The sequence below is a fragment of the Streptomyces sp. NPDC002643 genome (genome assembly GCF_053592555.1).
This window is the reverse complement of sequence record NZ_JBSFVY010000003.1, coordinates 51,614-74,179: the sequence shown is the minus strand read 5'-3', so window position 1 is coordinate 74,179 and position 22,566 is coordinate 51,614. Positions and strand designations below refer to the sequence as shown.

At 70.2% G+C, this 22,566-nt stretch carries 16 protein-coding genes; 13 read left to right on the top strand and 3 right to left on the bottom strand.

The window, feature by feature from the left end:
* Nucleotides 1-102: 102 nt before the first annotated feature.
* The 4 genes from ACWD4G_RS05145 to gnd all read left to right on the top strand — a co-directional run bounded on the left by ACWD4G_RS05145 (nt 103) and on the right by gnd (nt 5,089).
* A complete protein-coding gene (locus ACWD4G_RS05145) occupies nt 103-1,494 on the top strand; it encodes a glycoside hydrolase family 16 protein (protein WP_451290826.1) in 1,392 nt (463 codons plus the stop codon).
* A gap of 172 nt (nt 1,495-1,666) precedes the next feature.
* Nucleotides 1,667-3,259: a glucose-6-phosphate dehydrogenase gene (gene zwf / locus ACWD4G_RS05140; RefSeq protein ID WP_451290825.1), complete on the top strand. Its 1,593-nt coding sequence runs from the start codon at nt 1,667-1,669 to the stop codon at nt 3,257-3,259.
* Entirely contained in the window at nt 3,256-4,206 is a 951-nt protein-coding gene (gene opcA / locus ACWD4G_RS05135) for a glucose-6-phosphate dehydrogenase assembly protein OpcA (RefSeq protein ID WP_451290824.1), read from the top strand. Before zwf ends, opcA begins: the two co-directional genes overlap by 4 nt.
* Before the next feature lies 1 nt (nt 4,207).
* The gene (gnd, locus tag ACWD4G_RS05130) at nt 4,208-5,089 is read left to right on the top strand and encodes a phosphogluconate dehydrogenase (NAD(+)-dependent, decarboxylating) (protein WP_451290823.1); all 882 of its coding nucleotides are present in this window, start codon (nt 4,208-4,210) and stop codon (nt 5,087-5,089) included.
* A gap of 14 nt (nt 5,090-5,103) precedes the next feature.
* On the opposite strand, the gene ACWD4G_RS05125 is transcribed toward gnd, so the two are convergent.
* Nucleotides 5,104-5,910: a phosphotransferase gene (locus ACWD4G_RS05125; RefSeq protein WP_451291138.1), complete on the bottom strand. Its 807-nt coding sequence runs from the start codon at nt 5,908-5,910 to the stop codon at nt 5,104-5,106.
* A 368-nt stretch (nt 5,911-6,278) separates the two neighbouring features.
* Between ACWD4G_RS05125 and ACWD4G_RS05120 the strand changes: the two genes are divergently transcribed.
* The 3 genes from ACWD4G_RS05120 to ACWD4G_RS05110 all read left to right on the top strand — a co-directional run bounded on the left by ACWD4G_RS05120 (nt 6,279) and on the right by ACWD4G_RS05110 (nt 12,316).
* Entirely contained in the window at nt 6,279-9,203 is a 2,925-nt protein-coding gene (locus ACWD4G_RS05120) for a peroxidase family protein (RefSeq protein ID WP_451290822.1), read from the top strand.
* Between the two features lie 62 nt (nt 9,204-9,265).
* Nucleotides 9,266-10,750 carry a hypothetical protein gene (locus ACWD4G_RS05115; RefSeq protein WP_451290821.1) on the top strand — a complete coding sequence of 495 codons (1,485 nt, stop codon included), beginning with the start codon at nt 9,266-9,268 and terminating at the stop codon, nt 10,748-10,750.
* Nucleotides 10,751-10,852: 102 nt separating this feature from the next.
* On the top strand, nt 10,853-12,316 hold the full coding sequence (locus tag ACWD4G_RS05110; protein WP_451290820.1) for a membrane-associated oxidoreductase: 1,464 nt from the start codon (nt 10,853-10,855) through the stop codon (nt 12,314-12,316).
* 42 nt (nt 12,317-12,358) lie between these two features.
* Here ACWD4G_RS05110 and ACWD4G_RS05105 read toward each other — a convergent pair whose 3' ends face one another.
* Together ACWD4G_RS05105 and ACWD4G_RS05100 are read right to left on the bottom strand one after the other, a co-directional pair.
* A complete protein-coding gene (locus ACWD4G_RS05105; protein ID WP_451290819.1) occupies nt 12,359-14,233 on the bottom strand; it encodes a bifunctional sugar phosphate isomerase/epimerase/4-hydroxyphenylpyruvate dioxygenase family protein in 1,875 nt (624 codons plus the stop codon).
* A gap of 148 nt (nt 14,234-14,381) precedes the next feature.
* Nucleotides 14,382-15,260 carry a shikimate dehydrogenase gene (locus ACWD4G_RS05100; RefSeq protein WP_451290818.1) on the bottom strand — a complete coding sequence of 293 codons (879 nt, stop codon included), beginning with the start codon at nt 15,258-15,260 and terminating at the stop codon, nt 14,382-14,384.
* A 177-nt stretch (nt 15,261-15,437) separates the two neighbouring features.
* On the opposite strand from ACWD4G_RS05100, the gene ACWD4G_RS05095 reads away from it, so the two are divergent.
* The 6 genes from ACWD4G_RS05095 to ACWD4G_RS05070 all read left to right on the top strand — a co-directional run bounded on the left by ACWD4G_RS05095 (nt 15,438) and on the right by ACWD4G_RS05070 (nt 22,551).
* Entirely contained in the window at nt 15,438-16,127 is a 690-nt protein-coding gene (locus tag ACWD4G_RS05095; RefSeq protein WP_451290817.1) for a TetR family transcriptional regulator, read from the top strand.
* 290 nt (nt 16,128-16,417) lie between these two features.
* Nucleotides 16,418-17,767, top strand: coding sequence for an MFS transporter (locus ACWD4G_RS05090; protein WP_451290816.1), 1,350 nt, complete (start codon nt 16,418-16,420; stop codon nt 17,765-17,767).
* Between the two features lie 166 nt (nt 17,768-17,933).
* Complete coding sequence (locus ACWD4G_RS05085) at nt 17,934-18,521, top strand: TetR/AcrR family transcriptional regulator (RefSeq protein WP_451290815.1); 588 nt, start codon at nt 17,934-17,936, stop codon at nt 18,519-18,521.
* Complete coding sequence (locus ACWD4G_RS05080; RefSeq protein ID WP_451290814.1) at nt 18,518-19,993, top strand: MFS transporter; 1,476 nt, start codon at nt 18,518-18,520, stop codon at nt 19,991-19,993. Before ACWD4G_RS05085 ends, ACWD4G_RS05080 begins: the two co-directional genes overlap by 4 nt.
* Nucleotides 19,981-21,207, top strand: coding sequence for a serine hydrolase domain-containing protein (locus ACWD4G_RS05075; protein WP_451290813.1), 1,227 nt, complete (start codon nt 19,981-19,983; stop codon nt 21,205-21,207). Before ACWD4G_RS05080 ends, ACWD4G_RS05075 begins: the two co-directional genes overlap by 13 nt.
* Before the next feature lie 99 nt (nt 21,208-21,306).
* Complete coding sequence (locus tag ACWD4G_RS05070; RefSeq protein WP_451290812.1) at nt 21,307-22,551, top strand: hypothetical protein; 1,245 nt, start codon at nt 21,307-21,309, stop codon at nt 22,549-22,551.
* Nucleotides 22,552-22,566: the final 15 nt, after the last annotated feature.

Sequence of the window (22,566 nt, the reverse complement as noted above, 5' to 3'; positions counted from 1 at the left end):
CATTGTCACGCACACCGTTCCGTGAGAGCGCTCTCAGGACGGACTCCCCCTCAGAGCGCCCCCCACCCGCGCACTTCACTCCGTACACCTGAAGAGGCCGCTATGAGTGAACCCTCCGGCATACCCGTCGACGGTCGTCGTCGCCGTCCGCTCCGGCGCGTACTCCTCGCCCTCGTCAGCGCGTTGGCGCTGGCCGCGGCGGGGGCGAGCGCCGCGCAGGGGGCCGCGCCCACCCCGCCCACCGGCTGGACGCAGGTCTTCGTCGACGACTTCGACGGCACGGCCGGCACCGGCGTCAACACCTCCAACTGGCAGTACGCCACCGGCACCTCGTATCCGGGCGGCCCCGCGAACTGGGGCACCGGCGAGGTCGAGACGATGACGAACAGCACCAGTAACGTCTCGCTGGACGGCAACGGCAATCTGCGGATCACCCCGCTGCGGGACTCGGCGGGCAACTGGACGTCGGGCCGTATCGAGACCAACCGCACCGACTTCCAGCCCCCGGCGGGCGGCAAGCTGCGCGTCGAGGGCCGTATCCAGATGCCGAACGTCACCGGCACGGCCGCCGAGGGCTACTGGCCGGCGTTCTGGATGCTGGGCGCCCCCTACCGGGGCAACTACCAGAACTGGCCGAGCGTCGGCGAGCTGGACATCATGGAGAACGTCCAGGGCCTCAACCGCGTCTGGGCCACCATGCACTGCGGCGTCAACCCCGGCGGCCCGTGCAACGAGACGACGGGCCTCGGCAGCTACACCGCCTGTCCCGGCTCGACCTGCCAGTCGGCCTTCCACACCTACACCATGGAGTGGGACCGCTCGGTGACCCCGGAGACGATCCGCTTCCTTGTCGACGGCACCCAGTTCCACTCGGTCAACGCGAGCCAGATGGACGCGACGACCTGGTCCAACGCCACCAACCACGGGTTCTTCATCATCCTGAACGTGGCCATGGGCGGCGCCTTCCCGGACGCGTTCGGCGGCGGCCTCGACAGTGGCACCCAGTCCGGTGTGCCCATGCTCGTCGACTATGTCCAGGTCCTGTCCACCGGTAGCGGCACCACTCCCCCGCCGACCGGCACGCGTGACGCGTACAGCGCGATCGAGGCCGAGTCGTACAACAGCCAGAGCGGTGTCAGCACCGAGACGACCACCGACACCGGGGGCGGCCAGAACATCGGTTCCCTCGCCAACGGTGACTGGGCCCTCTTCGAGGACGTCGCCTTCGGTACCACGGCGGCCACCCAGTTCGTCGCCCGCGTCGCGAGCGGCGCGAACACCGGCGTCAGCGGCCTGGTCGAGGTCCGCCTCGACAGCCGCTCCAACACCCCCGTCGGCAGCTTCGCCATCGCCAACACCGGCGGCTGGCAGTCCTGGAGAACGGTCCCGGCGAACATCAGCGGCGTCACCGGCACGCATGACGTCTATCTGACCTTCACCAGCGGCCAGTCCCAGGACTTCGTGAACGTGAACTGGTTCAACTTCGGCCGCTGAGCCGTCGCCCTGACCGGCCGTCCACGGCGACGGCCCCGTCACCCGTACGAAGAGGGGCTCCGCGCATCCGCGTGGGGCCCCTCCGCCGTGCTCTCGAACGGTCATCGTGTCGTCACCGGCGCGGGGGAATCACCGGCCGTCGTCCGTGGTTGACGCCAGCGGCTGAAGGAAGATGATCACCGTGACCACTGAAACGACAACGACCTCAGAGCCCCAGAAGCTCCTGACCAGCGAGGACGTCTCCGACTGGGACAACCCGCTGCGCGACCCCGGTGACCGACGGCTCCCCCGGATCGCGGGCCCCTCCGGGCTGGTCATCTTCGGGGTTACCGGCGACCTGTCCCGCAAGAAGCTGATGCCGGCCGTGTACGACCTGGCCAACCGGGGTCTGCTGCCGCCGGGCTTCTCGCTCCTCGGGTTCGCCCGACGGGACTGGGAGGACGAGGACTTCGCGCAGATCGTGCACGACTCGGTCCGTGAGCACGCGCGTACCGAGTTCCGCGAGGAGGTGTGGCAGCAGCTCGCCGAGGGGATGCGGTTCATCCCGGGTGACTTCGGCGACGACGAGGCGTTCCGGAAACTCCACAAGGCCGTCGAGGAGTTGAACGCCTCGCGGGGTACGAGCGGCAACTTCGCGTTCTACCTCTCGGTGCCGCCGAAGTTCTTCCCGCTGGTCGTCCGGCAGTTGAAGAAGCACGGTCTCGCGGACCCGCCGGAGGGTTCCTGGCGGCGCGCGGTGATCGAGAAACCCTTCGGACACGACCTGGCGTCCGCGATGGACCTCAACCAGGTCGTCCACGAGGTCTTCGACCCGGAGCAGGTCTTCCGTATCGACCACTACCTGGGCAAGGAGACCGTCCAGAACATCCTGGCGCTCCGCTTCGCCAACCAGATGTACGAGCCCATCTGGAACCGGTCCTTCGTCGACCATGTACAGATCACCATGGCCGAGGACATCGGCATCGGCGGTCGCGCGGGCTACTACGACGGCATCGGCTCGGCCCGTGACGTCATCCAGAACCACCTTCTGCAACTGATGGCGCTGACCGCGATGGAGGAACCGGCCGCCTTCGACGCCGAGTCGCTGCTCACCGAGAAGCTGAAGGTGCTCAGGGCCGTTCGGCTGCCGGAGGAGCTGGGCAGGCACACCGTGCGCGGTCAGTACGCGGCCGGCTGGCAGGGCGGCGAGCGGGTGCGGGGCTATCTGGAGGAGGAGGGCATCGACGCGTCCTCGACGACCGACACCTACGCGGCGATCAAGCTGGGCGTGGACAACCGCCGCTGGGCGGGCGTCCCCTTCTATCTGCGCACCGGCAAGCGTCTCGGCCGCCGGGTCACGGAGATCGCGGTGGTCTTCCAACGTGCTCCGCACTCCCCGTTCGACTCCACCGCCACCGAGGAACTCGGCCAGAACGCGGTCGTCATCCGGGTGCAGCCCGACGAGGGGATGACCGTGCGCTTCGGCTCGAAGGTGCCGGGTACCTCGATGGAGATCCGGGACGTCACCATGGACTTCGCGTACGGCGAGTCGTTCACGGAGTCCAGCCCGGAGGCGTACGAACGGCTGATCCTTGATGTGCTGCTCGGTGACGCCAATCTCTTCCCCCGTCATCAGGAGGTGGAGGAGTCCTGGAGAATCCTGGACCCGATCGAGGAGTACTGGGCCGAGAACGGCAGGCCCGCGCAGTACGACTCGGGCAGTTGGGGCCCCGAGGAAGCCGACGAGATGCTCGCACGAGACGGACGGAGCTGGCGCAGGCCATGAAGATCGACCTGACCGACACCACGGCAAGCAAGATCAACAAGGCCCTGGTGCAGGGCCGCCGGGCCATCGGCACACCGGCCGTGGGCATGGTCCTGACGATGGTCATCGTCACGGACGAGGAGAACGCCTACGACTCGATCAAGGCCGCCGAGGATGCCTCGCACGAGCACCCCTCGCGCACCCTGGTCGTCATCAAGCGGCACGCCCGCACCCCGAAGGACCGCACCAAGTCGCATCTGGACGCCGAGGTACGGGTCGGCGCGGACGCGGGCACCGGCGAGACGGTGATCCTCAGGACGTACGGCGAGGTCTCCGGCCACGCGGACTCGGTGGTCCTGCCGCTGCTGCTGCCGGACGCGCCGGTGGTGGTGTGGTGGCCGGTGAACGCGCCGGAAATCCCCTCCAAGGACCCGCTGGGGGCGCTCGCCCAGCGCCGGATCACCGACATGTACGCGGTTGAGGCGCCGCTGACCTCGCTGGAGCAGCGGGTGAAGTCGTACACGCCGGGTGACACCGACCTCGCCTGGACCCGGCTGACGCCCTGGCGTTCGATGCTGGCCGCCGCCCTCGACCAGGCCAAGGAGACCATCACCTCGGCGGCCGTGGAGAGCGAGGCGGAGAACCCGAGCGCCGAACTGCTGGCCCGCTGGCTGGAGGCGCGGCTGCGCGTCACCGTGGAGCGGATCACCACCGCCGGGCCGGTGGTGACGGGTGTACGCCTCGGCACGGCCAAGGGCGAGGTCGTCATCGACCGCCCCGAGGGGCCCCTCGCCACGCTCACCCTCCCGGGTCAGCCGTCCCGGACGCTGGCTCTGAAGGTCCGCCCCACCTCGGAGCTGATCGCCGAGGAGCTGCGCCGGCTGGACGCGGACGAGATGTACGCGGTGGCGCTGCGCGGCGGGCACAACGGCCATGACGCTTTCGACTCCAAGGGAGCAGTGAACTGACATGCAGCTCGGACTCATCGGTCTCGGCAAGATGGGTGGCAACATGCGCGAGCGGATTCGCCGCGCGGGCCACACCGTCATCGGCTACGACCGCAACCCCGAGGTCTCCGACGTGGGCAGCCTGGCCGAACTGGTCCAGGGCCTCGAAGCCCCGCGCACGGTGTGGGTGATGGTCCCGGCCGGTGCCGCCACCCAGTCCGTCATCGACGAACTCGGTGACCTGCTCTCGTCCGGCGACACGGTCGTCGACGGCGGCAACTCCCGCTGGACGGACGACGAGGAGCACGCGGAGCAGTTGGCTGCGAAGGGCGTCGGCTTCGTCGACGCCGGTGTCTCCGGTGGTGTGTGGGGCCTGGAGAACGGTTACGCGCTCATGGTCGGCGGCGACAAGGAGCATGTGGACCGGCTCCACCCGATCTTCGAGGCGCTCAAGCCGGAGGGGCCGTACGGATACGTCCACGCCGGGAAGGTGGGCGCCGGGCACTTCTCGAAGATGGTCCACAACGGCATCGAGTACGCCATGATGCAGGCGTACGCCGAGGGCTGGGAGCTGCTGGAGAAGGTCGACTCGGTGGAGAGCGTGCGGGAGGTGTTCCGCTCCTGGCAGGAGGGGACCGTCATCCGCTCCTGGCTTCTCGACCTCGCCGTCAACGCGCTGGACGAGGACGAGCACCTGGACAAGCTGAAGGGCTATGCCCAGGACTCCGGTGAGGGCCGCTGGACGGTCGAGGCGGCCGTCGACAACGCCGTCCCCCTGCCCACGATCACCGCGTCCCTCTTCGCCCGCTTCGCCTCCCGCCAGGACGACTCCCCCCAGATGAAGATGATCGCCGCCCTGCGCAACCAGTTCGGGGGGCATGCGGTGGAGTCGACCAAGCAGTAGGGGCCGGGCGAGGGTCACTGTCTTTGTCCGAGGGCGGCCGTGAAGTCGTCGCGGTGGGTGGTCAGCCACGTCTGGACGCGGTCCCAGCGGGCTCGGCCGCCACGGTCGGAGAACAGTTTCACGAAGGTGGGGTCCTTCTGGGCCACACGTGTCTCGACGAAGGCGCGGCAGACCGCCGTGGCCCGCTCCACGGCCTCGGGGAGTTCGGCGCGTTCCCGGGAGGGGAGTCCGTAGCCGTCGGCGAGGACGCGTAGGCGCCGGGGCGCGTCCAGGGCGTCGCTCGGATAGAGCGGCGCCGCCGATTCGGGGTCGAGCATCGGGACCCAGTAGCGGGCCGTCATCGCCAGGTCCCAGATCGGGCGGCCCGGGGCGGCGAGGTCGAAGTCGATGAGGGCGGTGGCGCGGCCGTCACGGAAGACGACGTTCTCGGGGCAGACGTCGTTGTGGCAGAGGATCGGGCCGCCCTCCGGGTCGGCCATGTCGCTCGGCCAGTCGGCCCTCGGGTCCGGTGGGGCGGCCGCGCTCGCGTCGTGCAGCCGCCGCAGCAGCCGGCCCACCGACATGAGCGCCTCGTCCGTCAACACCCAGCGCGGGAAGGGCGGCAGGGCCACTTCGCCGGGGAGGTACGTCAGCCGCTCACGGCCGTCCGGAGTGAGTTCCACGGGCAGCGGCGCCCCGTCGAAGCCATGGCGTCGCAGTGCGCGGAGGTGGGTGTGGAGGGCGGGTGCGGACCGTGGTGCCGGGCGGTCGACCACCGTGCCCCGTCGGAACACCGCCCCGCTGTTCGCCACACCACCGACCAGCGCCTCGCCACCGACCAGCGCCTCGCCACGGCCTCCGGCCGCCGCTTCGTCGGCCTGTTCGGCTTCTCCGGCCCCGCCCCTGCTCCCACTCGCGCTGTCCGCCGTCACGCCGATCACGCTAGCGCCGAGCCCGCGACGGGCACACCCCCGGCGTCGTTCGCCCGTATCGCCGGAACGCCGGAACGCCGCCACTCATGTGGCGCAGCGGTGGGAATCGCGCCACCGGACGACGTGCCAGAATGCGAAAGTCATCCGCATTATTGTCAGATGTGTACATGGCGTGAACTGTCGCTGTGGCCGGAACCCTGTCGCCGGTAGCGTGCGGCCCCTGTCCCGTATGCATCCCGTACGCATGTCCATCAGCGTCCGTACGAAGGAAACAACCGATGGCCGAGACCGGGCAGCACAATCAGCGATTCGAACGGTATGAGGGCGGCAGCCCGGAGGCCGAGCGGCTTGTCTTCGCGCGGTTGGCGCGTGAGTTGATGGACGTCCAGATCAGGAACCGGCGGGCCGGGGGCGGCTCGCTCGCGCGGACGTTCCACGCGAAGGCCCCGGTGGCGGTCGAGAACGCGAAGCTGCGGTTCCACGACGATCTGCCCGAGGCCCTGCGGGTCGGTTTCGCCCAGCCCGGCGCCGAGTACCCGGCGACGGTCCGGCTCTCCAACGCCAGCGGTATCCGCCAGGGCGACGGCTCCCCCGACCTGCGGGGCGCGGCCGTACGGGTGCGGGTGTCGGCGGACGAGAGCCATGATCTGCTGGCCACCAGTCATCCGGTGTCGCACGCGAGTGACGCGCGGGAGTTCGTGGCGTTCGCCAAGGCCATGGCGGGGGCGCGCAGCCGCTGGCAGAAGGCGTTCGGACTGTTGGTGAAACTGCCGTTGGCCGTGGGTTTCAAGACCGCCGCCCGGATGCGGCGGAACGTCCGGGACGCCACCCGGCGTACGGTCAACTCCCTTGCCACGGAGACCTATTGGAGTCGCGGCGCCCTTCTGTGGGGAGACGCCGGGCCCGTGCGCTACGTACTGCGGCCCGCTCCCGGCACACCGTCCGCGCCCGCCCCGGACCGACGTGACCCCGACTTCCTGCACCGGGAGTTCGCGCGGCGGCTCGCGCGGGCCGACGTGGCGTACGACCTGTGCGTACAGCGGTTCGTGGACGAGCGGCGTACGCCGGTGGAGGACGCGGCGGTGGAGTGGCGGGACGAGGTGGCGCCGGCGGTACCCGTCGCGCGGCTCACCCTCCCGCGCCAGGAGCTGGACGGTGCCGAGGCGCTCGCGGCGGCGCGGCGGATCGAGGAACTCGTCTTCAACCCGTGGTACACGACCGATGAGTTCCGGCCACTGGGGAACATCAACCGGGCGCGGAAGTCCGGGTACCAGGCGAGCGGCGCCCATCGGCTGGGACTTCGCTTCGTCACCGAGGAACCCTTGCGCAACAAGGTCCTCGGCCGCTTCGCCGGTGCCCTCTTCGCGCTGCTCAACCGGTACGTCCCCTGGCATCGGCTGCCGGTGTCGCTGAGCCTGCTGAACCTGGTGTTCCTGCGGCGGGTGCTGAGGCGGCTCAACCTGATCGACACCGAGGTGCGCGAGGCACCCCCCAGGGCCCAGCCCGTACCCGAGCCGATCCCGGAGCGGCTGCGCACGGAGCGGTCGTACGACGGGACGTACAACGATCTGTCGGAGCCGGCGATGGGGGCGGTCGGGGCGGCCTTCGGGCGGAACCTCAAGCCCGACCACCGGCCCGACCTCTTCGACACGCCGAATCCGGTGACCGTCAGCCGGCAGCTGCTGTACCGCGAGAGCTTCGTGCCGGCGACCTCGCTGAACGTGCTCGCGGCGGCGTGGATTCAGTTCCAGGTGCACGACTGGGTGAACCACCGGCGGTACAAGCCCGGTGAGCGCAGTGTGGAGGTGCCGCTGCCGCCCGGCTTCGACGAGAACTGGCAGAACGTACCGGGCGGGCCGACCGAGCGCGTGATGCGGTTCGCGGAGAACGAGGGCATCGAGCGGCCGGGGCAGCCGCCGATCCTGTTCGCCAACAGCGCCTCGCACTGGTGGGACGGCTCCGAGGTGTACGGCGCCGACGAGCAGACCGCGCGTTTTCTGCGGGCGCCGGACGGGGGTGCCGAACTGCGTCTGGAGGACGGCCACTTGCCGATGAGCGGCAACGGGATTCCGCTCACCGGGTTCAACGAGAGCTGGTGGATGGGGCTCAGCGCGATGCACACGCTGTTCGCCCGCGAGCACAACGCCGTCTGCAAGGCGCTGCGCGCCGAGTATCCGACGATGAGCGAGGAGCGGATCTACCACACGGCACGGCTGGTGGTCTCCGCGCTGATCGCGAAGATCCACACCGTGGAGTGGACCCCGGCGATCCTCGCCACCAAGGCCATCGACATCGCCCTGAAGACCAACTGGCAGGGGCCGCCGAAGAGTTGGCTCAACGAGCTGGGCCTGTGGCTGTTCGAGTCGCACTCGCTCACGGGTATCCCGAAGACCCTGCCGGACCATCACGCGGCGCCGTACTCGCTCACCGAGGACTTCGTGACCGTGTACCGGATGCATCCGCTGATCCCGGACGACTACGAGTTGCGCGAGCACCAGTTCGGGCGGCGGCTGGAGACGGTGGACTTCCTCGACATCCAGGGCGGGGCGGCGGAGACGCAGATCCGCAAGACGGGGCTGGCCAACTCGCTGTACTCGTTCGGGATCGCCCACCCGGGCGCGATCACCCTGCACAACTTCCCGCGCTCGCTCCAGCGGTTCGAGCGCGACGGGGAGATCGTCGATCTGTCGGTGGTCGACCTGGTACGGACGCGACGGCGCGGGGTGCCGCGCTACAACGACTTCCGGGCGGGGCTGCACATGCCGCGCATCAGGTCCTTCGAGGAGCTGACGGGGAACGCGGAGACGCTGGCCCGGTTGAAGGACGTCTATCGCGATGTCGACGAGATCGACACCGTGGTGGGGCTGTTCGCGGAGAACCCGCCGGAGGGCTTCGGGTTCAGCGACACCGCGTTCCGGATCTTCGTCCTGATGGCCAGCCGGCGGCTGCAGAGCGACCGCTTCCTGACCGTGGACTACCGGCCGGAGATCTACACCCCGCTCGGTATCGACTGGGTCGAGAGGAACGGGATGAACTCCGTCGTCCTGCGGCACTGCCCGGAGCTGGCGCCGCTGCTGCCACGCGGGGCGAGCGCCTTCGCACCGTGGCGGACGGTACGGCCGCCGAGCGACACCAACGGCACGGGCCGCACCGGCAGGGCCGACGACACCAACGGCACGAGCGACAGCGGCGGTTCACCATGACGCCGTGACAGACGGCCCGGGGTGGGGGACACCCCGGGCCCGGAACACAACGGGGGAACAGCATGACCTTCACCGACAACACGTCCGGCGTGCCCGCGGCCGAGGAGCCGCTCGGCACGGCCGCACCCGAGCAGCACCCGGCCCTCGCCGGACCCGACCAGCCGTCGGGCCTCGCCGGTACGGCCACTTCCGCTCACTCCGGGCTCGCCGATCTCTTCGCGCGCCCCTTGCTGCGTACGGTGTGGCGGCGGCGTACGCACCGGGTGAGCCGGGGTGCCCTGGTGTCCGCCGGGACCATGACCTACAAGTCCGCCCAGAAGGCGCGGCCCCTCAGCGAGTTGGAGGAGGCGGTGCTGATCGCGATCACCGGCTCCACGGGGCTGACCATGCCGGACCGGCCCTTCGAGGACCCGACCAACGGCACGCCCATCATGTCCAAGCCGAACCTGACGATGACGGGCCGCACCGCCGGGAGCCCCGACAACGCCCAGGGCACCCACTTCTTCCTGGTCAACGACTCGGGCACCTACTTCCTGCGGAAGCTGGAGCCGGCGCCGCACGAGCCGTTCGACGCCGAGACCCTGCTGGCGCGGGCGCAGGCGGCCAAGGTGAAGGTTCTGGACCACCGGCTGGACGTACCGGGCAGCCGGGACTTCCCGGCGTACCTCGACTCCAACCGCTTCCTGTCCAACCTCCCCGGGACGACGCTGCTGTTCCCGGTGGTGGACCTCTCCCACCAGTACGTCAACGCGCTGATGTATCTGCTGACGCAGCCGGACGGGGCCCGTCCCACCTTCGTGGACGACCGCAACTTCTACCGCTCCGCGGGGGTGAGGAAGTGGGTGCGGAACGGCTTCCTCAACAAGGACATCAAGCTGCCGCTCGGCGCCCTCGGCCCCATGCGCACCCAGATCGAGGCCGATCTGCTGCTGCAGAACCTGATGCTCACCGCCGAGGCGATGGGCCTGGGCGCCTGGATTCACGCCACCATCAACCCGCAGATCGCCCTCGGCGACCCCAAGTTCTCCCGGAAGTACGGCAGGATGCTCGGCTTCGAGTTCGTCACCCCGCGCTGGCGCCTCGCCGACATCGTGCGCTGGCACATCCCGCTGCCGAAGTACACGAACATACGCTCGCACCCGGTGCGGCTGCGGGCGCCCGACACCGGCGAGGACCTCATCGCCGCCGCGTGCCCGCCCGTCCACAGGAGCATGTCGGAGGTGGTGGACAGGACCATCGAGAAGAAGTTCGGCCGGGGCGGTGTCTACACCGACCGGGATGTGTTCGCGCGGATCTACCGGGAGGACTACGGCCAGCGGTACCTCACGGAGGCCAGCGAGTACGACCAGCGGGTCATCGACTGCGCCCAGGACATCTGTGAGTACATCCTGCGCACCCACGGCCGCTTCCCGGCCCACACCGACGCCATCCATGTCCCCGGCGTCTGGCTCCAGGTCCACCATGTGGACGACGAGTACTACGAGAAGTTCTTCGTGAACGGCCTGACGGACGCCCATCGCGCCCACGCGGAGGTCTGGGGTCACTAGTCACGGGGAAGGGCCGGGGTCACCAGGGCGATGGCCTCCGGCAACTCGGGGGCTCACCCGGACGGTTGACCGCTACACCGTTCCGGGTGAGACTCCCCAGTGATGATCATCGACGAGCTGACCGAGGCCGAGCGGCGCGTGTGGGAGGCGTTCCCCAAGGGTGTCGCCGTGGACTTCCGTACCGCCGCGGACGAGGAGGCGACCGAGGGGCACACCTGGGGTCCGGAGCGCACGGTACGGGCGAGTGTGCTGCGTGCGCTGCTGCTGACGGAGCCTCAGGAAGAGGGCGAGATCGCCGCGTTGAAGGTCTCCGGCGCCCGTGTCACCGGAGCGCTGGACCTGCGGTACGCGACGACCGACTGTGTCATCCGGCTGAGCCACTGCCACTTCGACACCGTCCCCGACTGGTCGGGCGCCCAGCTCCACTACGTCAAGCTCAACAACTCGGTCTTCCCCGGCCTGCGGCTGCCGCGCATCCGGATCGACGGCAGTCTCAGGATGACCGAGTGCCGGTTCCGGGGCCCGCTGCGGCTGGGCGGGGCGCAGATCTCCGGGGCCCTGTATCTCCAACGGGCGTACTTCGACGAGTCGCCCGACGGCGAGGCCGTGCTCCAGCTCAACCAGGCCGAGATCAACGACGACCTGTGCGCCCCCGGGCTGCGCGCGCGGGGCGAGATACGGCTGAACGACGCCACCGTCAACGGCATGATCGACCTCGCGCACGCCCACCTCAGCCGTCCCGGCGGCACGGTGCTCAAGGCCGAGCGGCTGAGCGCGGGTTCCGACGTCCTGATGCGGCACGCGAGGACCCGGGGCCGGATCGATCTGCGCGGCGCGCGTGTCGAGGGCCGGCTGGAGATGTCGTACGCCCAGTTCTCCCACCCCGGTGGCACGGCCCTGCGGGTGAGCAGTGGCACGATCGGTGAACTCTGGCTGCGCGCGGGCCCGAAGATCGACGGCACTCTCAATCTGCGCCGCTCACAGATAGAGGTCCTGTTCGTCGAGCCGGACGTCCTGCCCGACAAGGTCCTCCTGAACAACCTCACCTACACCACGCTCATGCCCCATGAGCCGGCCGACGCCCGGCTGCCCATGGTGGAGCGCGACGGCGACGGCTATGTCCCCTACTCCTACGAGCAGTTGACCGAGGCGTACCGCCGCACGGGCGACGACGCCGAGGCCCGCCGCGTCCAACTCGCCAAGCAGCGCCGCCACCGGACCACCCTCGCCTGGTACGGCCGGATCTGGGGCTATGTCCAGGACGCCACCGTCGGCTACGGCTTCCGCCCCCTGCGCGCCGCTGTGTGGCTGCTCTCCCTGATGGTGATCGGCTCACTCGCCTACGCCCTGCACGAGCCGAGCCCGCTCAAGGCCGACGAGGCCCCGGACTTCAACCCCGTCTTCTACACCCTCGATCTGCTGCTGCCCGTCATCGACTTCGGCCAGGAGCGCGCCTACGCGCCCGAGGGCTGGGCGCAGTGGCTGTCGTACGTCCTCGTCATCACCGGCTGGATTCTGGCGACGACGGTGGTCACGGGTGTGACGCGCACGGTCAGCCGTCAGTGACCGTGCGTCGGCGGTCCGTCGTCCGCCGTACGGGAAGTCGTGTCACCTGAGCGGTCGTCGCCCATGCTGGGCGGCGAGGCGCACGGGCGCGTTCTGGGCCCCGTAGCCCCGGTAGCCGCCGTCCCTCTGCACCAGCTCGAAGAACACCCGCCCCACGGTCTCGGTGTAGCAGTGGCGGAACGCGCCGTCGGCGTCACGGTCGTAGAGGACGCCGAGTTCGCGGTAGGTGTCCAACTCGCCGTCGTCGAACTCGAATCGGGCGGCGAGGTCGTCGTAGTAGTTCGCGGGCACGGCGAGCAGACGGCCCCCGGCGTCACGGAAGGCACGCGCGGCGGCGACCACGTCGTCCGTGGCGAACGCGATGTGCTGGGAGCGTGCGATGTCGTCGGTCGGGGCGGGCCCCACGCTGAGGGCGATACGGACACTGCCGTCGGCGTTGCACACGGGGCGGCTGCGGAACAGTCCGTAGGGGTCGGCGACATCCACGCTCTCCCGGGCGTCGAGCCCGAGCACCGTGCGGTGGAAGAGCGCCGCCTCGTCGAACTGGTGCCAGGGCTGGGTGAGGGCGAGATGGTCGACGCGGTGGACATGCCCCCGGCCGGGTTCGGCGTGGCTCAGTGGCTGGAAGTCATGGGTCCAGTGGGGAGGCCGTGGGCCGGCGGAGGCGCCGGGCGCGTTCGAGCTGTCGACGGGGGGAGGGGCGGGCCGGTAGGAGGCGCCAGGCGCGTTGGAGGTGTCGGTGGGGGCGCAGAAGAAGAGTTCGGTGCCGTCGGGGGCGGCCACGGCGTCGAGGGCGACGTCCTCGGGGCCGCGCCGGCGGGGCAGCACCGGGGCGAGCAGGGCCTCGGCGCGGCGGGCGGCGCCGGCCGGGTCCGGGGACTCCAGCCCGATCGCGGCGAGTTGGGTGCCGTCGCGCCGGGCGGCCGGACCGGTGTTGACCAGCACCCGGGCGTCGCCCTGCTGCCACAGGTCCACCGGCTTGCCGCGGTGCCGGGCGGCCCGGGTGAACCCGAGCGCCCCGAGCAGCGCGCCCACCGGTTCGGCGTCCGGCGTCACCACCTCGGCGAAGGCGACACCCGTGGGCACGACCGCCTCCGGCAGAGCGGCGATCCCGGCGGCCTCCTGAAGCGTCAGCAGCGACCGATGCGCGTCGACGGCGGTGGGCCCCGCCTCGGCCTGCCGGAACACATCGTTGAAGACCTCCAGGGAGAGCGGCCCGTCGTACCCGGCGGCGATCACATGCTTCACCAGCCCCGCGACATCGAAGCCGCCCTGCCCGGGGAAACACCGGTAGTGCCGACTCCACTGCAGCACATCCATGGCCATCAACGGCGCGTCGGCCAGCTGCAGAAAGAAGATCTTCTCCCCCGGAATGTCCTCGATCCCCTTCGGATCGGACCCCCGGGCGAGGATGTGAAAACTGTCGAGGCACGTCCCGAGCGCCGGATGATCGGCCGCCTCGACGATCCGCCAGGCATGCCGGTACGTACTGACATGCCGCCCCCAGGCCAACGCCTCGTACGCCACCCTGATCCCGAAGTCCTGGGCCAGATCGGCGAGTTGCCGCAAGTGGTAGGCGGCCAGGGCGTCATCGTCCTCGGCGAGCGGATGCACGCTGGAACACACCAGCACGGTGTCGGCCCCCAGCCGCCGCATCAGCTCGAACTTGTGCCGGGCCCGCCGCAGATTGCGCGCGAACTCCTCCGCCGGCACGGCCTCGATGTCCCGCATCGGCTGATACAGATCGATACTCAGCCCCAGATCCGCACACCGAGCACGAATGTCCTCCGGCGAGAGCGGACTGGCCAACAGATCATTCTCAAAGATCTCTACCCCGTCGAAGCCGGCCCGAGCGGCAGCACTGAGCTTCTCGGTGAGAGACCCACTGAGGGAGACGGTGGCGATGGAGGTACGCATGACTTTCTCCTACGGATCTATGGGGCTACCAGGTACTACCGGGGGGCGGCCCTTTGATGGGGCGAAGCCCTCATCAAAGGGGCGCGGGGAACTGCGCGACCAGCCACGACGGCGCCGCAGCCGACAAACCGCGCACCCCCCACGGCGCCTAGTTCCGCACCCCCACCACCCCAGCCAACTCACCAATATCCGCCAACATCGCCGCAACATCCGGCTCACACCCGGTGAACAACCGAAACGCATCCACAGCCTGGAACACAGCCATCCCACCCCCATCCAACGTGGCACAGCCGACCGCCCGAGCCACCCGCAACAACTCCGTCTCCAACGGCCGATACACCACCTCGGCCACCCACAACCCGCCATGCAACAGCTCCGCGGCAAACGGCAACCCCGGATGCGCCGCCATCCCGGTAGGCGTGGCGTGGACGACGCCGTCGGCCTCGGCCAGCAGTCCCGGAAGAGAGTCCGGCGTCGCGGCAACAGCACGCCCCGCGCCGAAATGCCGGTTGAGCCCGGCGGCCAAGCCGCCCGCCCGCTCCGGCACCGCGTCGACCACGGTGATCCGCTCGGCCCCCAGCGTGAGCATGGCGTGGGCGACCGCCGCCCCCGCTCCCCCGGCCCCGAGCTGCACCACCTTCTCCAGCGGAGCGTCCGGCAGCCCCCGGGCGAAGGACGCGGCGAACCCGGTGACGTCGGTGTTGTGGCCGACGGCCCGACCGTCCTCCTCGAAGACGACGGTGTTGACCGCGCCGAGCGCGGCGGCCTGCGGCGCGAGTCCGTCGAGGTGGTCGATGACGAGCTGCTTGCAGGGATGGGTGATGTTCAGCCCGTCGAAGCCCAGGTCACGGGCGGCGCGCACCAGATCGCCGACGGCCTCCGGCCCGGCCCCGAGGGTGTCGAGGTCGATCAGCCGGTACAGATAGCGCAGGCCCTGCCGATCGGCCTCCCGCTCATGCAGCGCGGGGCTGAGCGAGGGCCCGATTCCGGAGCCGATGAGCCCGACGAGATATGAGTCCTTGGGCACGACGGGCCTCCTGAGCGCTCAACGATCACAGTAATGTACGAACTAGTGAGTTACTCATAGCAGGAAAGCCGGGCCCTTGGGAAGGGCCTCAGGAAGCCTCCCCCGACTCCTCGGACGGAAGAGCTTCTACAATCGCGGGCACCGACACCCATGCCCGAACCCATCCCGAGGAACCCGATGACCAGCGTCGAAGAACCGGCCCGTGCGCACGGGAACGCGAGCGGGAACGGGAACGGACGGGTCCGCGACGCCGTCCGCACCAAGGCGGAGATCCTCGACGTCGCCACCAGGGAGTTCGCCCGCTCCGGGTTCGCCGGGGCCCGGGTCGACGAGATCGCCGCCCGCACCCGCACCACCAAGCGGATGATCTACTACTACTTCGGCGGCAAGGAACAGCTGTTCACGGCCGTGCTGGAGCGCGCGTACTCGGTGATTCGGGAGGCCGAGCAGGAACTGGACGTCGAGCATCTGGACCCGGTGGCGGCGATCCGCCGGCTGTGCGAGCTGACGTTCGACCACCATGAGGCGCACCCCGACTTCATCCGCCTGGTGAGCATCGAGAACATCCACGAGGCGGAGCACATCGCGGCCTCCGAGGTACTGGCCAAGATCGGCTCGCCCGCGCTGGACGTGATCCGCCGCATCCTGGAGGCGGGCCGCGCCTCGGGCCTGTTCACGGCCGATGTCGACGCCGTGGACCTGCACGCGATGATCAGCTCGTTCTGCTTCTTCCGGGTCGCCAACCGGCACACGTTCGGTGTGCTGTTCGGCCGCGACCTGGTCGCCCCGGACCAGCGGGAGCACTACCGCCAGATGCTGGGCGACATGGTCATCGCGTACCTCACGGCGGACCGGGCGACGGACTGAGACCGGCCGGAACCCCGCCGAATCCTCGCCCGATCCTCTCCCGATCCCCTGCCGCTCCCCTCCCGTTCTCGGCAACCGCTCCGCGCGACCTCTTGACAGCGGGGAAACGTGAGCGCAACATCCCTGGGCAACCGCTACTAACTATCCAGTGGGTTAATTAACCGGACCGCGACGCCCGTCTTGTACGGGGCGGCACCCGGCGCGGCCGACCCGTCACCCCAGGGCTCCGGCTCCTCCCTCCCCCTCTCCGCTCACTCCGCTTACGTTGGAGTCCCCTCGAAGGAGCACCCGTGTCAGTTCCCGACCACGCCGCCGCGCCGCCCGGCCAGCCCAAGAAGGCCGCCACGGCCGCCTGGATCGGCAGCGCCCTGGAGTACTACGACTTCTTCATCTACGGCAGCGCCGCCGCACTGATCTTCCCCGAGGTCTTCTTCGACGAGTCCGACCCGGCGACGGCGACCCTGCTGTCGCTGGCCACGTTCGGTGTCGCGTACGCGGCGCGGCCGATCGGCGCGCTGTTCCTCGGCCACTTCGGCGACCGGGCGGGCCGTAAGAAGATCATGGTCTTCACGCTGATCCTGATGGGTCTGTCGACGTTTCTGATCGGCTGTCTGCCCACCCGTGACCAGGTCGGCACGCTCGCCCCGGTGCTGCTGGTGCTCTGCCGGGTGCTCCAGGGCATATCGGCGGCCGGTGAGCAGGCCAGCGCCAATTCGATGACGTTGGAACACGCGCCGGCGCACCGACGCGGCTTCTTCACCAGCTTCACCCTCAGCGGCACGCAGGGCGGGCAGCTGCTGGCCACGCTGGTCTTCATCCCGATCGCCGCGCTCCCCGAGGACCAGCTGCTGTCCTGGGGCTGGCGCATCCCGTTCTGGCTGAGCATCGCGGTCGCGGTCGTCGGCTATGTCATCCGGCGCACGCTGGAGGAGACCCCGGCCTTCACCCGGCAGACCGCCTCCGAGGGTGTCGCGAAGCTGCCGCTGGCGGTGCTGCTGCGGGAGCACTGGGCGGATGTGCTGCGGGTGATCGCGGGCGCGCTGGTGGCCTCGGTCTCCACGATCTTCACGGTGTGGGCGCTGGCGTACGGCACGAGCGACGCGGTCGGGATGTCCCGCTCGTCGATGCTGTGGGTGGGCGCGCTGGCCAACCTGGTCGCGCTGGGCGCGATCCCCCTGTGGGCGACGCTCTCGGACCGCATCGGCCGCCGCCCGGTGTTCCTGATCGGCTCGGCGGGCAGCGCGGTGATGATGTTCGTCTACCTCTGGGCGATCTCGACGGGCAACTACCCGCTGGTCCTGATCCTCGGCATCGTCACCTTCGGTGTCGTCTACAGCGCGGCGAACGGCATCTGGCCCTCCTTCTACGGCGAGATGTTCGCGACCCGGGTCCGGCTGTCCGGTATGGCCATCGGTACGCAGATCGGCTTCGCCATCGCCGGTTTCGCGGTGACCTTCGCCGCGCAGATCGCCGGCCCCGACGGTGACGACTGGACGGCCGTGGCCCTCTTCACCGCGGCCCTCTGCGTCCCGCCGGTCCTCGCCGCCCTCACCGCCCGCGAGACCCACAAGATCCCGACGGAACTCCTCGGCACCCGGGCCCCGAGCGCGGGGGCGGATCGGGAGCGGGTCGCGGCCTGACGCCCGCGAGACACCCGAATGAGCTGCTGAGCAGTCGCCACCGAGGTCCCGAAGCGCCTTCCGAGGCGCTCGGGACCTCATGCATGTCCGGTACCTCGCACACCATCGGCAGACACCGCCCACAGCCCGATAGACAGTGTCTACTGCTTCCTGGTAGACAGTGTCTATGACTGAGCGGGAGCGGGACACCGGGCTGCGGGCCCGGCTGGTCGATGTCGGTGTCGAGTTGGTGACCTCGGAGGGTGTGCGGGCGCTGTCGTTGCGGGAGATCGCGCGGCGGGCCGGGGTGTCGCACGGGGCGCCTCGGCGGTACTTTCCGACGCATCTGGAGCTGCTGTCGGCCATCGCGCGCCGGGGCTTCGAGGACCTGGCGGCCAGAGGGGCCACGGCGATCGGGGACGGTACGGCGAGCCCGCGTGAGCAGGTGGCGGTGCTGGGGCGCGTGTATCTCGACTTCGCGCTCACCAACCGGGGCATGCACGAGCTGATGTTCCGTCACGATCTGCTGGAGAGCGGAACGCTGGGACTGCGTGAGGCCAGCCTTCCGGTGTTCGGGACGCTCGTGGACCTCGTCGGCCGGGCCCGCCCCGACGTCGACGCCCGGCTCGTGGCGGGGGCGCTCCTCGCGAACCTGTACGGCATCGCCCAGCTGTGGACCTGGGGAAGTCTCCAACTCACCACGGGCGCCGATGACTTCACACCGCTTCTGCGTACCGCCCTGGAGGCCCATCTGGGTGCCGAGGAGCAGCGGTGAAGAAGACGGCTGTCATAGCGGGGGCCGTCGATCACGGGCCGGTCGTGCCCGTCTCGCACCGGCGGCTCACCCTCGCCAACAGCGTTCTCGGTGCCGTGATCGTCGCCCTCGACGGAACGGTGCTGACGATCGCCCAGCCGAGCCTGCGGCGCGACCTCGACGCATCCTTCGCCGAGGTGCAGTGGACCAGTACCGGCTATCTGATCGCGGTGGCGAGTCTGCTGGTGTTCGCGGGGCGGCTCGGGGACCGGTACGGCCATCAACGGGTGTTCGGCTGGGGCGTGTTGGGCTTCGGGGTGGCCTCGGCGGGTATCGGGTTCGCCCCCGACGCGGGCTGGGTGATCGCGCTCCGGGTCGTCCAGGGCGTCTTCGGGGCGCTGCTCCAGCCCGCCACCCTCGGCATGCTGCGGGCCGCCTTCCCGCCCGACCGGCTCGGCATGCCCGTCGCCCTGCGGACCAGCGCCATCGGTGTGGCCGCCGCGGCCGGTCCCCTGGTCGGCGGCGTCCTCGTCGACCGGTTCGGCTGGCGGGCGGTGTTCTTCCTCAACGTCGTACCCGCGCTGGTGATGGGCGTCCTCGCGCTGGTGGTGAGGGCGCCTCGGCCATCGACGTCAGCCTCCTCTCCCCTCGACCTCCCCGGCGCCGCCCTGCTCGCCGGCGCCCTGGCCGCGCTGGTGCACTCGCTCGTCGGGGTCTCCGAGCACGGCTGGACGGCGTCCGGTGTCCTCGGTCTGCTGACGGCGGCCATGGCGGCCGGTGCGCTCGTACGACATGAACGGCGTACCCCCGACCCGCTGTTGCCGCCCGCCGTGCTGGGGTCGGGGACGGTCGGTGCGGCGCTCGGGGTGCTGGTGTGCGCGTCGGCGGCGATGCTGGGCGCGCTGTTCGTCGGCAGTCATGTCCTCCAGGACGTCCTCGGTATGGAGCCGCTGCGGGCGAGCCTGCTCGCGCTGCCCGGTGGAGCGATGATGATCCTGGGTGCGCCGGTCACCGCGGTGCTGCTCCGGCGATGGGGCGCCCGGGCCACGACGCTGATGGGAACCGTGCTGCTCACCGGCGCGGTGCTGGTCCTGGCACGGCTGGGGCCGGGCTCGTCGGAGGTCGTGATCGGCGGGGGTTTTCTGCTGCTGGGCGCGGGATTCGTCGCGGTGATGGTCACGGGCACCGCCGTGGTCGTCGAGCACGCGCCGCAGAAGTCGGCGGGGGTGGTGGGCGGGCTGCAGCAGACGGCGATGAATGTCGGGCCGACGCTGGGTGTGGCCACGGCGGCCACACTGATGCCGGTCGGTACGGGGCCGGCGTTGTTCGCGCTGGCCGTCGTATCGGCGCTGGGTGCACCACTTGCCGGTCGAATGCCTCGACCCGCCGGTCCCGTGAGGGGTGGAACGCGGCCTGTACGGAACGATGAGGGCAAGCAGGTACGCGAGCCGCGACCCGGGCCAACCGGAGGAGAACCACCATGGAACGACTGAGCCAAGAGGTAGAGCCGAGCGAGGCCGGACTCGATCCGAGGACGCTGGCCCGCCTGAACGAGTACCTCGCCCGCCAGGTCGACGACGGCCGCCTCCCCGGCTATCTTCTCTCCCTCGCCCGCCATGGCCGCGTCGCCCACCTCACCACCTACGGCCTACGCGACCGCAAGGCCCGACTCCCGGTCGAGCCGGACACCTTGTGGCGGATCTACTCCATGACCAAGCCGGTCACGTCCGTCGCGGCGCTGATACTGGTCGAGGAGGGGAAGCTGTCCCTCACGGACCCGGTGGCCCGCTATCTGCCGGAGTTCGCCGAGCCACGGGTGTACGAGTCCGGGGCGGGCGCCGAGACGCGGACCCGCCCGGCCGGGCAGCCGATCCTCGTCCGCCACCTCATGACCCACACCTCGGGTCTGACCTTCGGCTTCTACTACAACCACCCCGTGGACGCGCTCTACCGCGACGCGGGCCTGGAGAACTCCGTACGGCCCGGCGCCAATCTGACCGAGACATGCCGGGAGTACGCGAGTCTGCCGCTGCAGTTCGAGCCGGGCTCGCAGTGGAACTACTCCGTCTCCACCAATGTCCTCGGCCGGGTCGTGGAGGTGGTGTCGGGGCAGGCGCTGGACGAGTTCTTCGCCGAGCGGATTCTCGGGCCGCTGGGGATGACGGACGCGGGTTTCCAGGTCACACCGGAACAGGCGGGCCGTCTGGCCGAGTTGTACGGCGAGCGGGAGGACGGTTCGATCGAGCCGGTGCCGGGGCTGCCGTTGCGCGGCCGGCCGCGCTTCCTCTCCGGCAGCGGCGGCATGGTCGCCACGGCCCGGGACTACCACCGCTTCGCCGAGTTCCTGCGCCGCCGGGGCGAACTCGACGGCGTCCGCCTCCTCTCCCCGGAATCCGTGACCGCGATGACGACCAACCAGCTCCCGGGCGGCGCCGACATCCACACCCACGGCAGCCCCTTCCACCGCCAGCCCGGCAATGTGGGCGTCGGCTTCGGCCTCGGGGTCTCCGTGGTCATCGACCCCACCGTCACCGAAAGCCCCTCGTCCCCGGGCACCTTCGGCTGGACCGGCGCCGCCACCACCACCTTCTGGGTCGACCCCCACCGCGACCTCACCGTCCAGTTCCTGACCCAGGTACGCCGCCGGTCGTCGAACTCGGTCTATCCGGAACTGAAGCGACTGGTGCACGAGGCAGTGGTGGACTGAGGCCCTGCAAGGATTCGTCAAGGACCGGGCAAGGACCCCGTCCAGTCGCGTGGGGATGAGCGGACCGTACCCAATCGGCTGTACGACACGGGGGATGTCATGTCGGCATTCAGTACGCCAGCCCGGTCCGCGCGCCTCGCGGAGTTCCCGGGCACTCCGGCCCGGCAGTGGCTCACACTGACCGGGCGCAGAACCGTCCTGGTGGTCGCCCACACCGTCACCTACGTCAAGCGTCTGCTCGACGTGGTCGCGCTGCTGGAGTCGGACTTCCGCATCCAGGTGGTGTTCACGGTGCCGCCGCATGAACTGGGCGACGGCACGGAGCGGTACGTACGACGTTCGGGCGGTGTGGTGCTGCCCTGGGAGGAGGCGGTACGCACCGATTTCGATCTGGCCGTCGCGGCCGGGCCCCGGGCCATGGACCGGGTCCGTGCCAGGATGGTGCTGCTGCCGCACGGCGCCCGTTTCCTCAAGCGGTTCGCCGGGATGGCGGCTTCCCCGGTCTTCGGCCTGCGCCGTGAGGATCTCCTGCCCGGCGGGAAGCGCCCGGCCGCGGTCGTCCTGGCGCACGAGGACGACCGCGACGCACTCGCCCGCTCCTGCCCCGAAGCCCTGCCCGTCGCCCATGTCGTGGGCGACCCGGCCCGTGACCTCATCGCGGCGAGTCTGCCCGAACGGGACGCCTACCGGCGGGCTTTGGGGCTGCGGGCGGGACAGCGGCTCATCGCGGTGACCTCGACATGGGGTCCGGAGTCGTCCTTCGCCCGCTTCGAGACCCTGCTGCCCCGGTTGATCGACGAGCTGCGCTCCGACATCCACCGGCTCGCCGTCCTCGTCCACCCCAATGTCTGGTCGGGACACGGCTCACGTCAGATACGCGCCTGGCTCGCCGCCTGTATGAAGCGAGGACTCGGGGTGGTGCCCCCGGACATGGACTGGCGCCCCGTGCTCTGCGCCGCCGACCTCGTCATCGGCGACCACGGCTCGGTCACCCTGTACGCCACGCTCACCGGAGCCCCGATCCTGCTGGCCGGCGCGGCGGAGAACGAGACGAATCCGGCCTCCCCGGCCGCCGACCTGGCGTTGCTCGCGCCGACACTCTCGCCGTTCCATCCGCTGACCGGCCAATTCGCCTACGCGGCGGCCGAGTACGACCGTGCCGCGTACGAGGCGCTGGCGGCCCGGATCAGTTCCGAGCCGGGCCGGTTCAACCGCAACATCCGCGCGCTGCTGTACCGGCTGCTGGGCCTCGGCCAACCGGCCCACGATCCACTGCCCCGCCCGCTGCCCCCACCGGACCCGGCCCTGATCTGGCCCGACGCACCCCTCGGAGTGTCCGCGTGAACGGCGACGGCATCC

Coding starts and splice junctions, on each gene's coding strand:
- opcA (WP_451290824.1), top strand. CDS start 3,256: ATGAAGATCGACCTGACCGACACCACGGCAAGCAAGATCAACAAGGCC.
- ACWD4G_RS05105 (WP_451290819.1), bottom strand. CDS start 14,233: ATGCGTACCTCCATCGCCACCGTCTCCCTCAGTGGGTCTCTCACCGAG.
- gnd (WP_451290823.1), top strand. CDS start 4,208: ATGCAGCTCGGACTCATCGGTCTCGGCAAGATGGGTGGCAACATGCGC.
- ACWD4G_RS05095 (WP_451290817.1), top strand. CDS start 15,438: ATGACCAGCGTCGAAGAACCGGCCCGTGCGCACGGGAACGCGAGCGGG.
- ACWD4G_RS05075 (WP_451290813.1), top strand. CDS start 19,981: ATGGAACGACTGAGCCAAGAGGTAGAGCCGAGCGAGGCCGGACTCGAT.
- ACWD4G_RS05110 (WP_451290820.1), top strand. CDS start 10,853: ATGATCATCGACGAGCTGACCGAGGCCGAGCGGCGCGTGTGGGAGGCG.
- ACWD4G_RS05085 (WP_451290815.1), top strand. CDS start 17,934: ATGACTGAGCGGGAGCGGGACACCGGGCTGCGGGCCCGGCTGGTCGAT.
- ACWD4G_RS05120 (WP_451290822.1), top strand. CDS start 6,279: ATGGCCGAGACCGGGCAGCACAATCAGCGATTCGAACGGTATGAGGGC.
- ACWD4G_RS05070 (WP_451290812.1), top strand. CDS start 21,307: ATGTCGGCATTCAGTACGCCAGCCCGGTCCGCGCGCCTCGCGGAGTTC.
- ACWD4G_RS05115 (WP_451290821.1), top strand. CDS start 9,266: ATGACCTTCACCGACAACACGTCCGGCGTGCCCGCGGCCGAGGAGCCG.
- zwf (WP_451290825.1), top strand. CDS start 1,667: ATGATCACCGTGACCACTGAAACGACAACGACCTCAGAGCCCCAGAAG.
- ACWD4G_RS05145 (WP_451290826.1), top strand. CDS start 103: ATGAGTGAACCCTCCGGCATACCCGTCGACGGTCGTCGTCGCCGTCCG.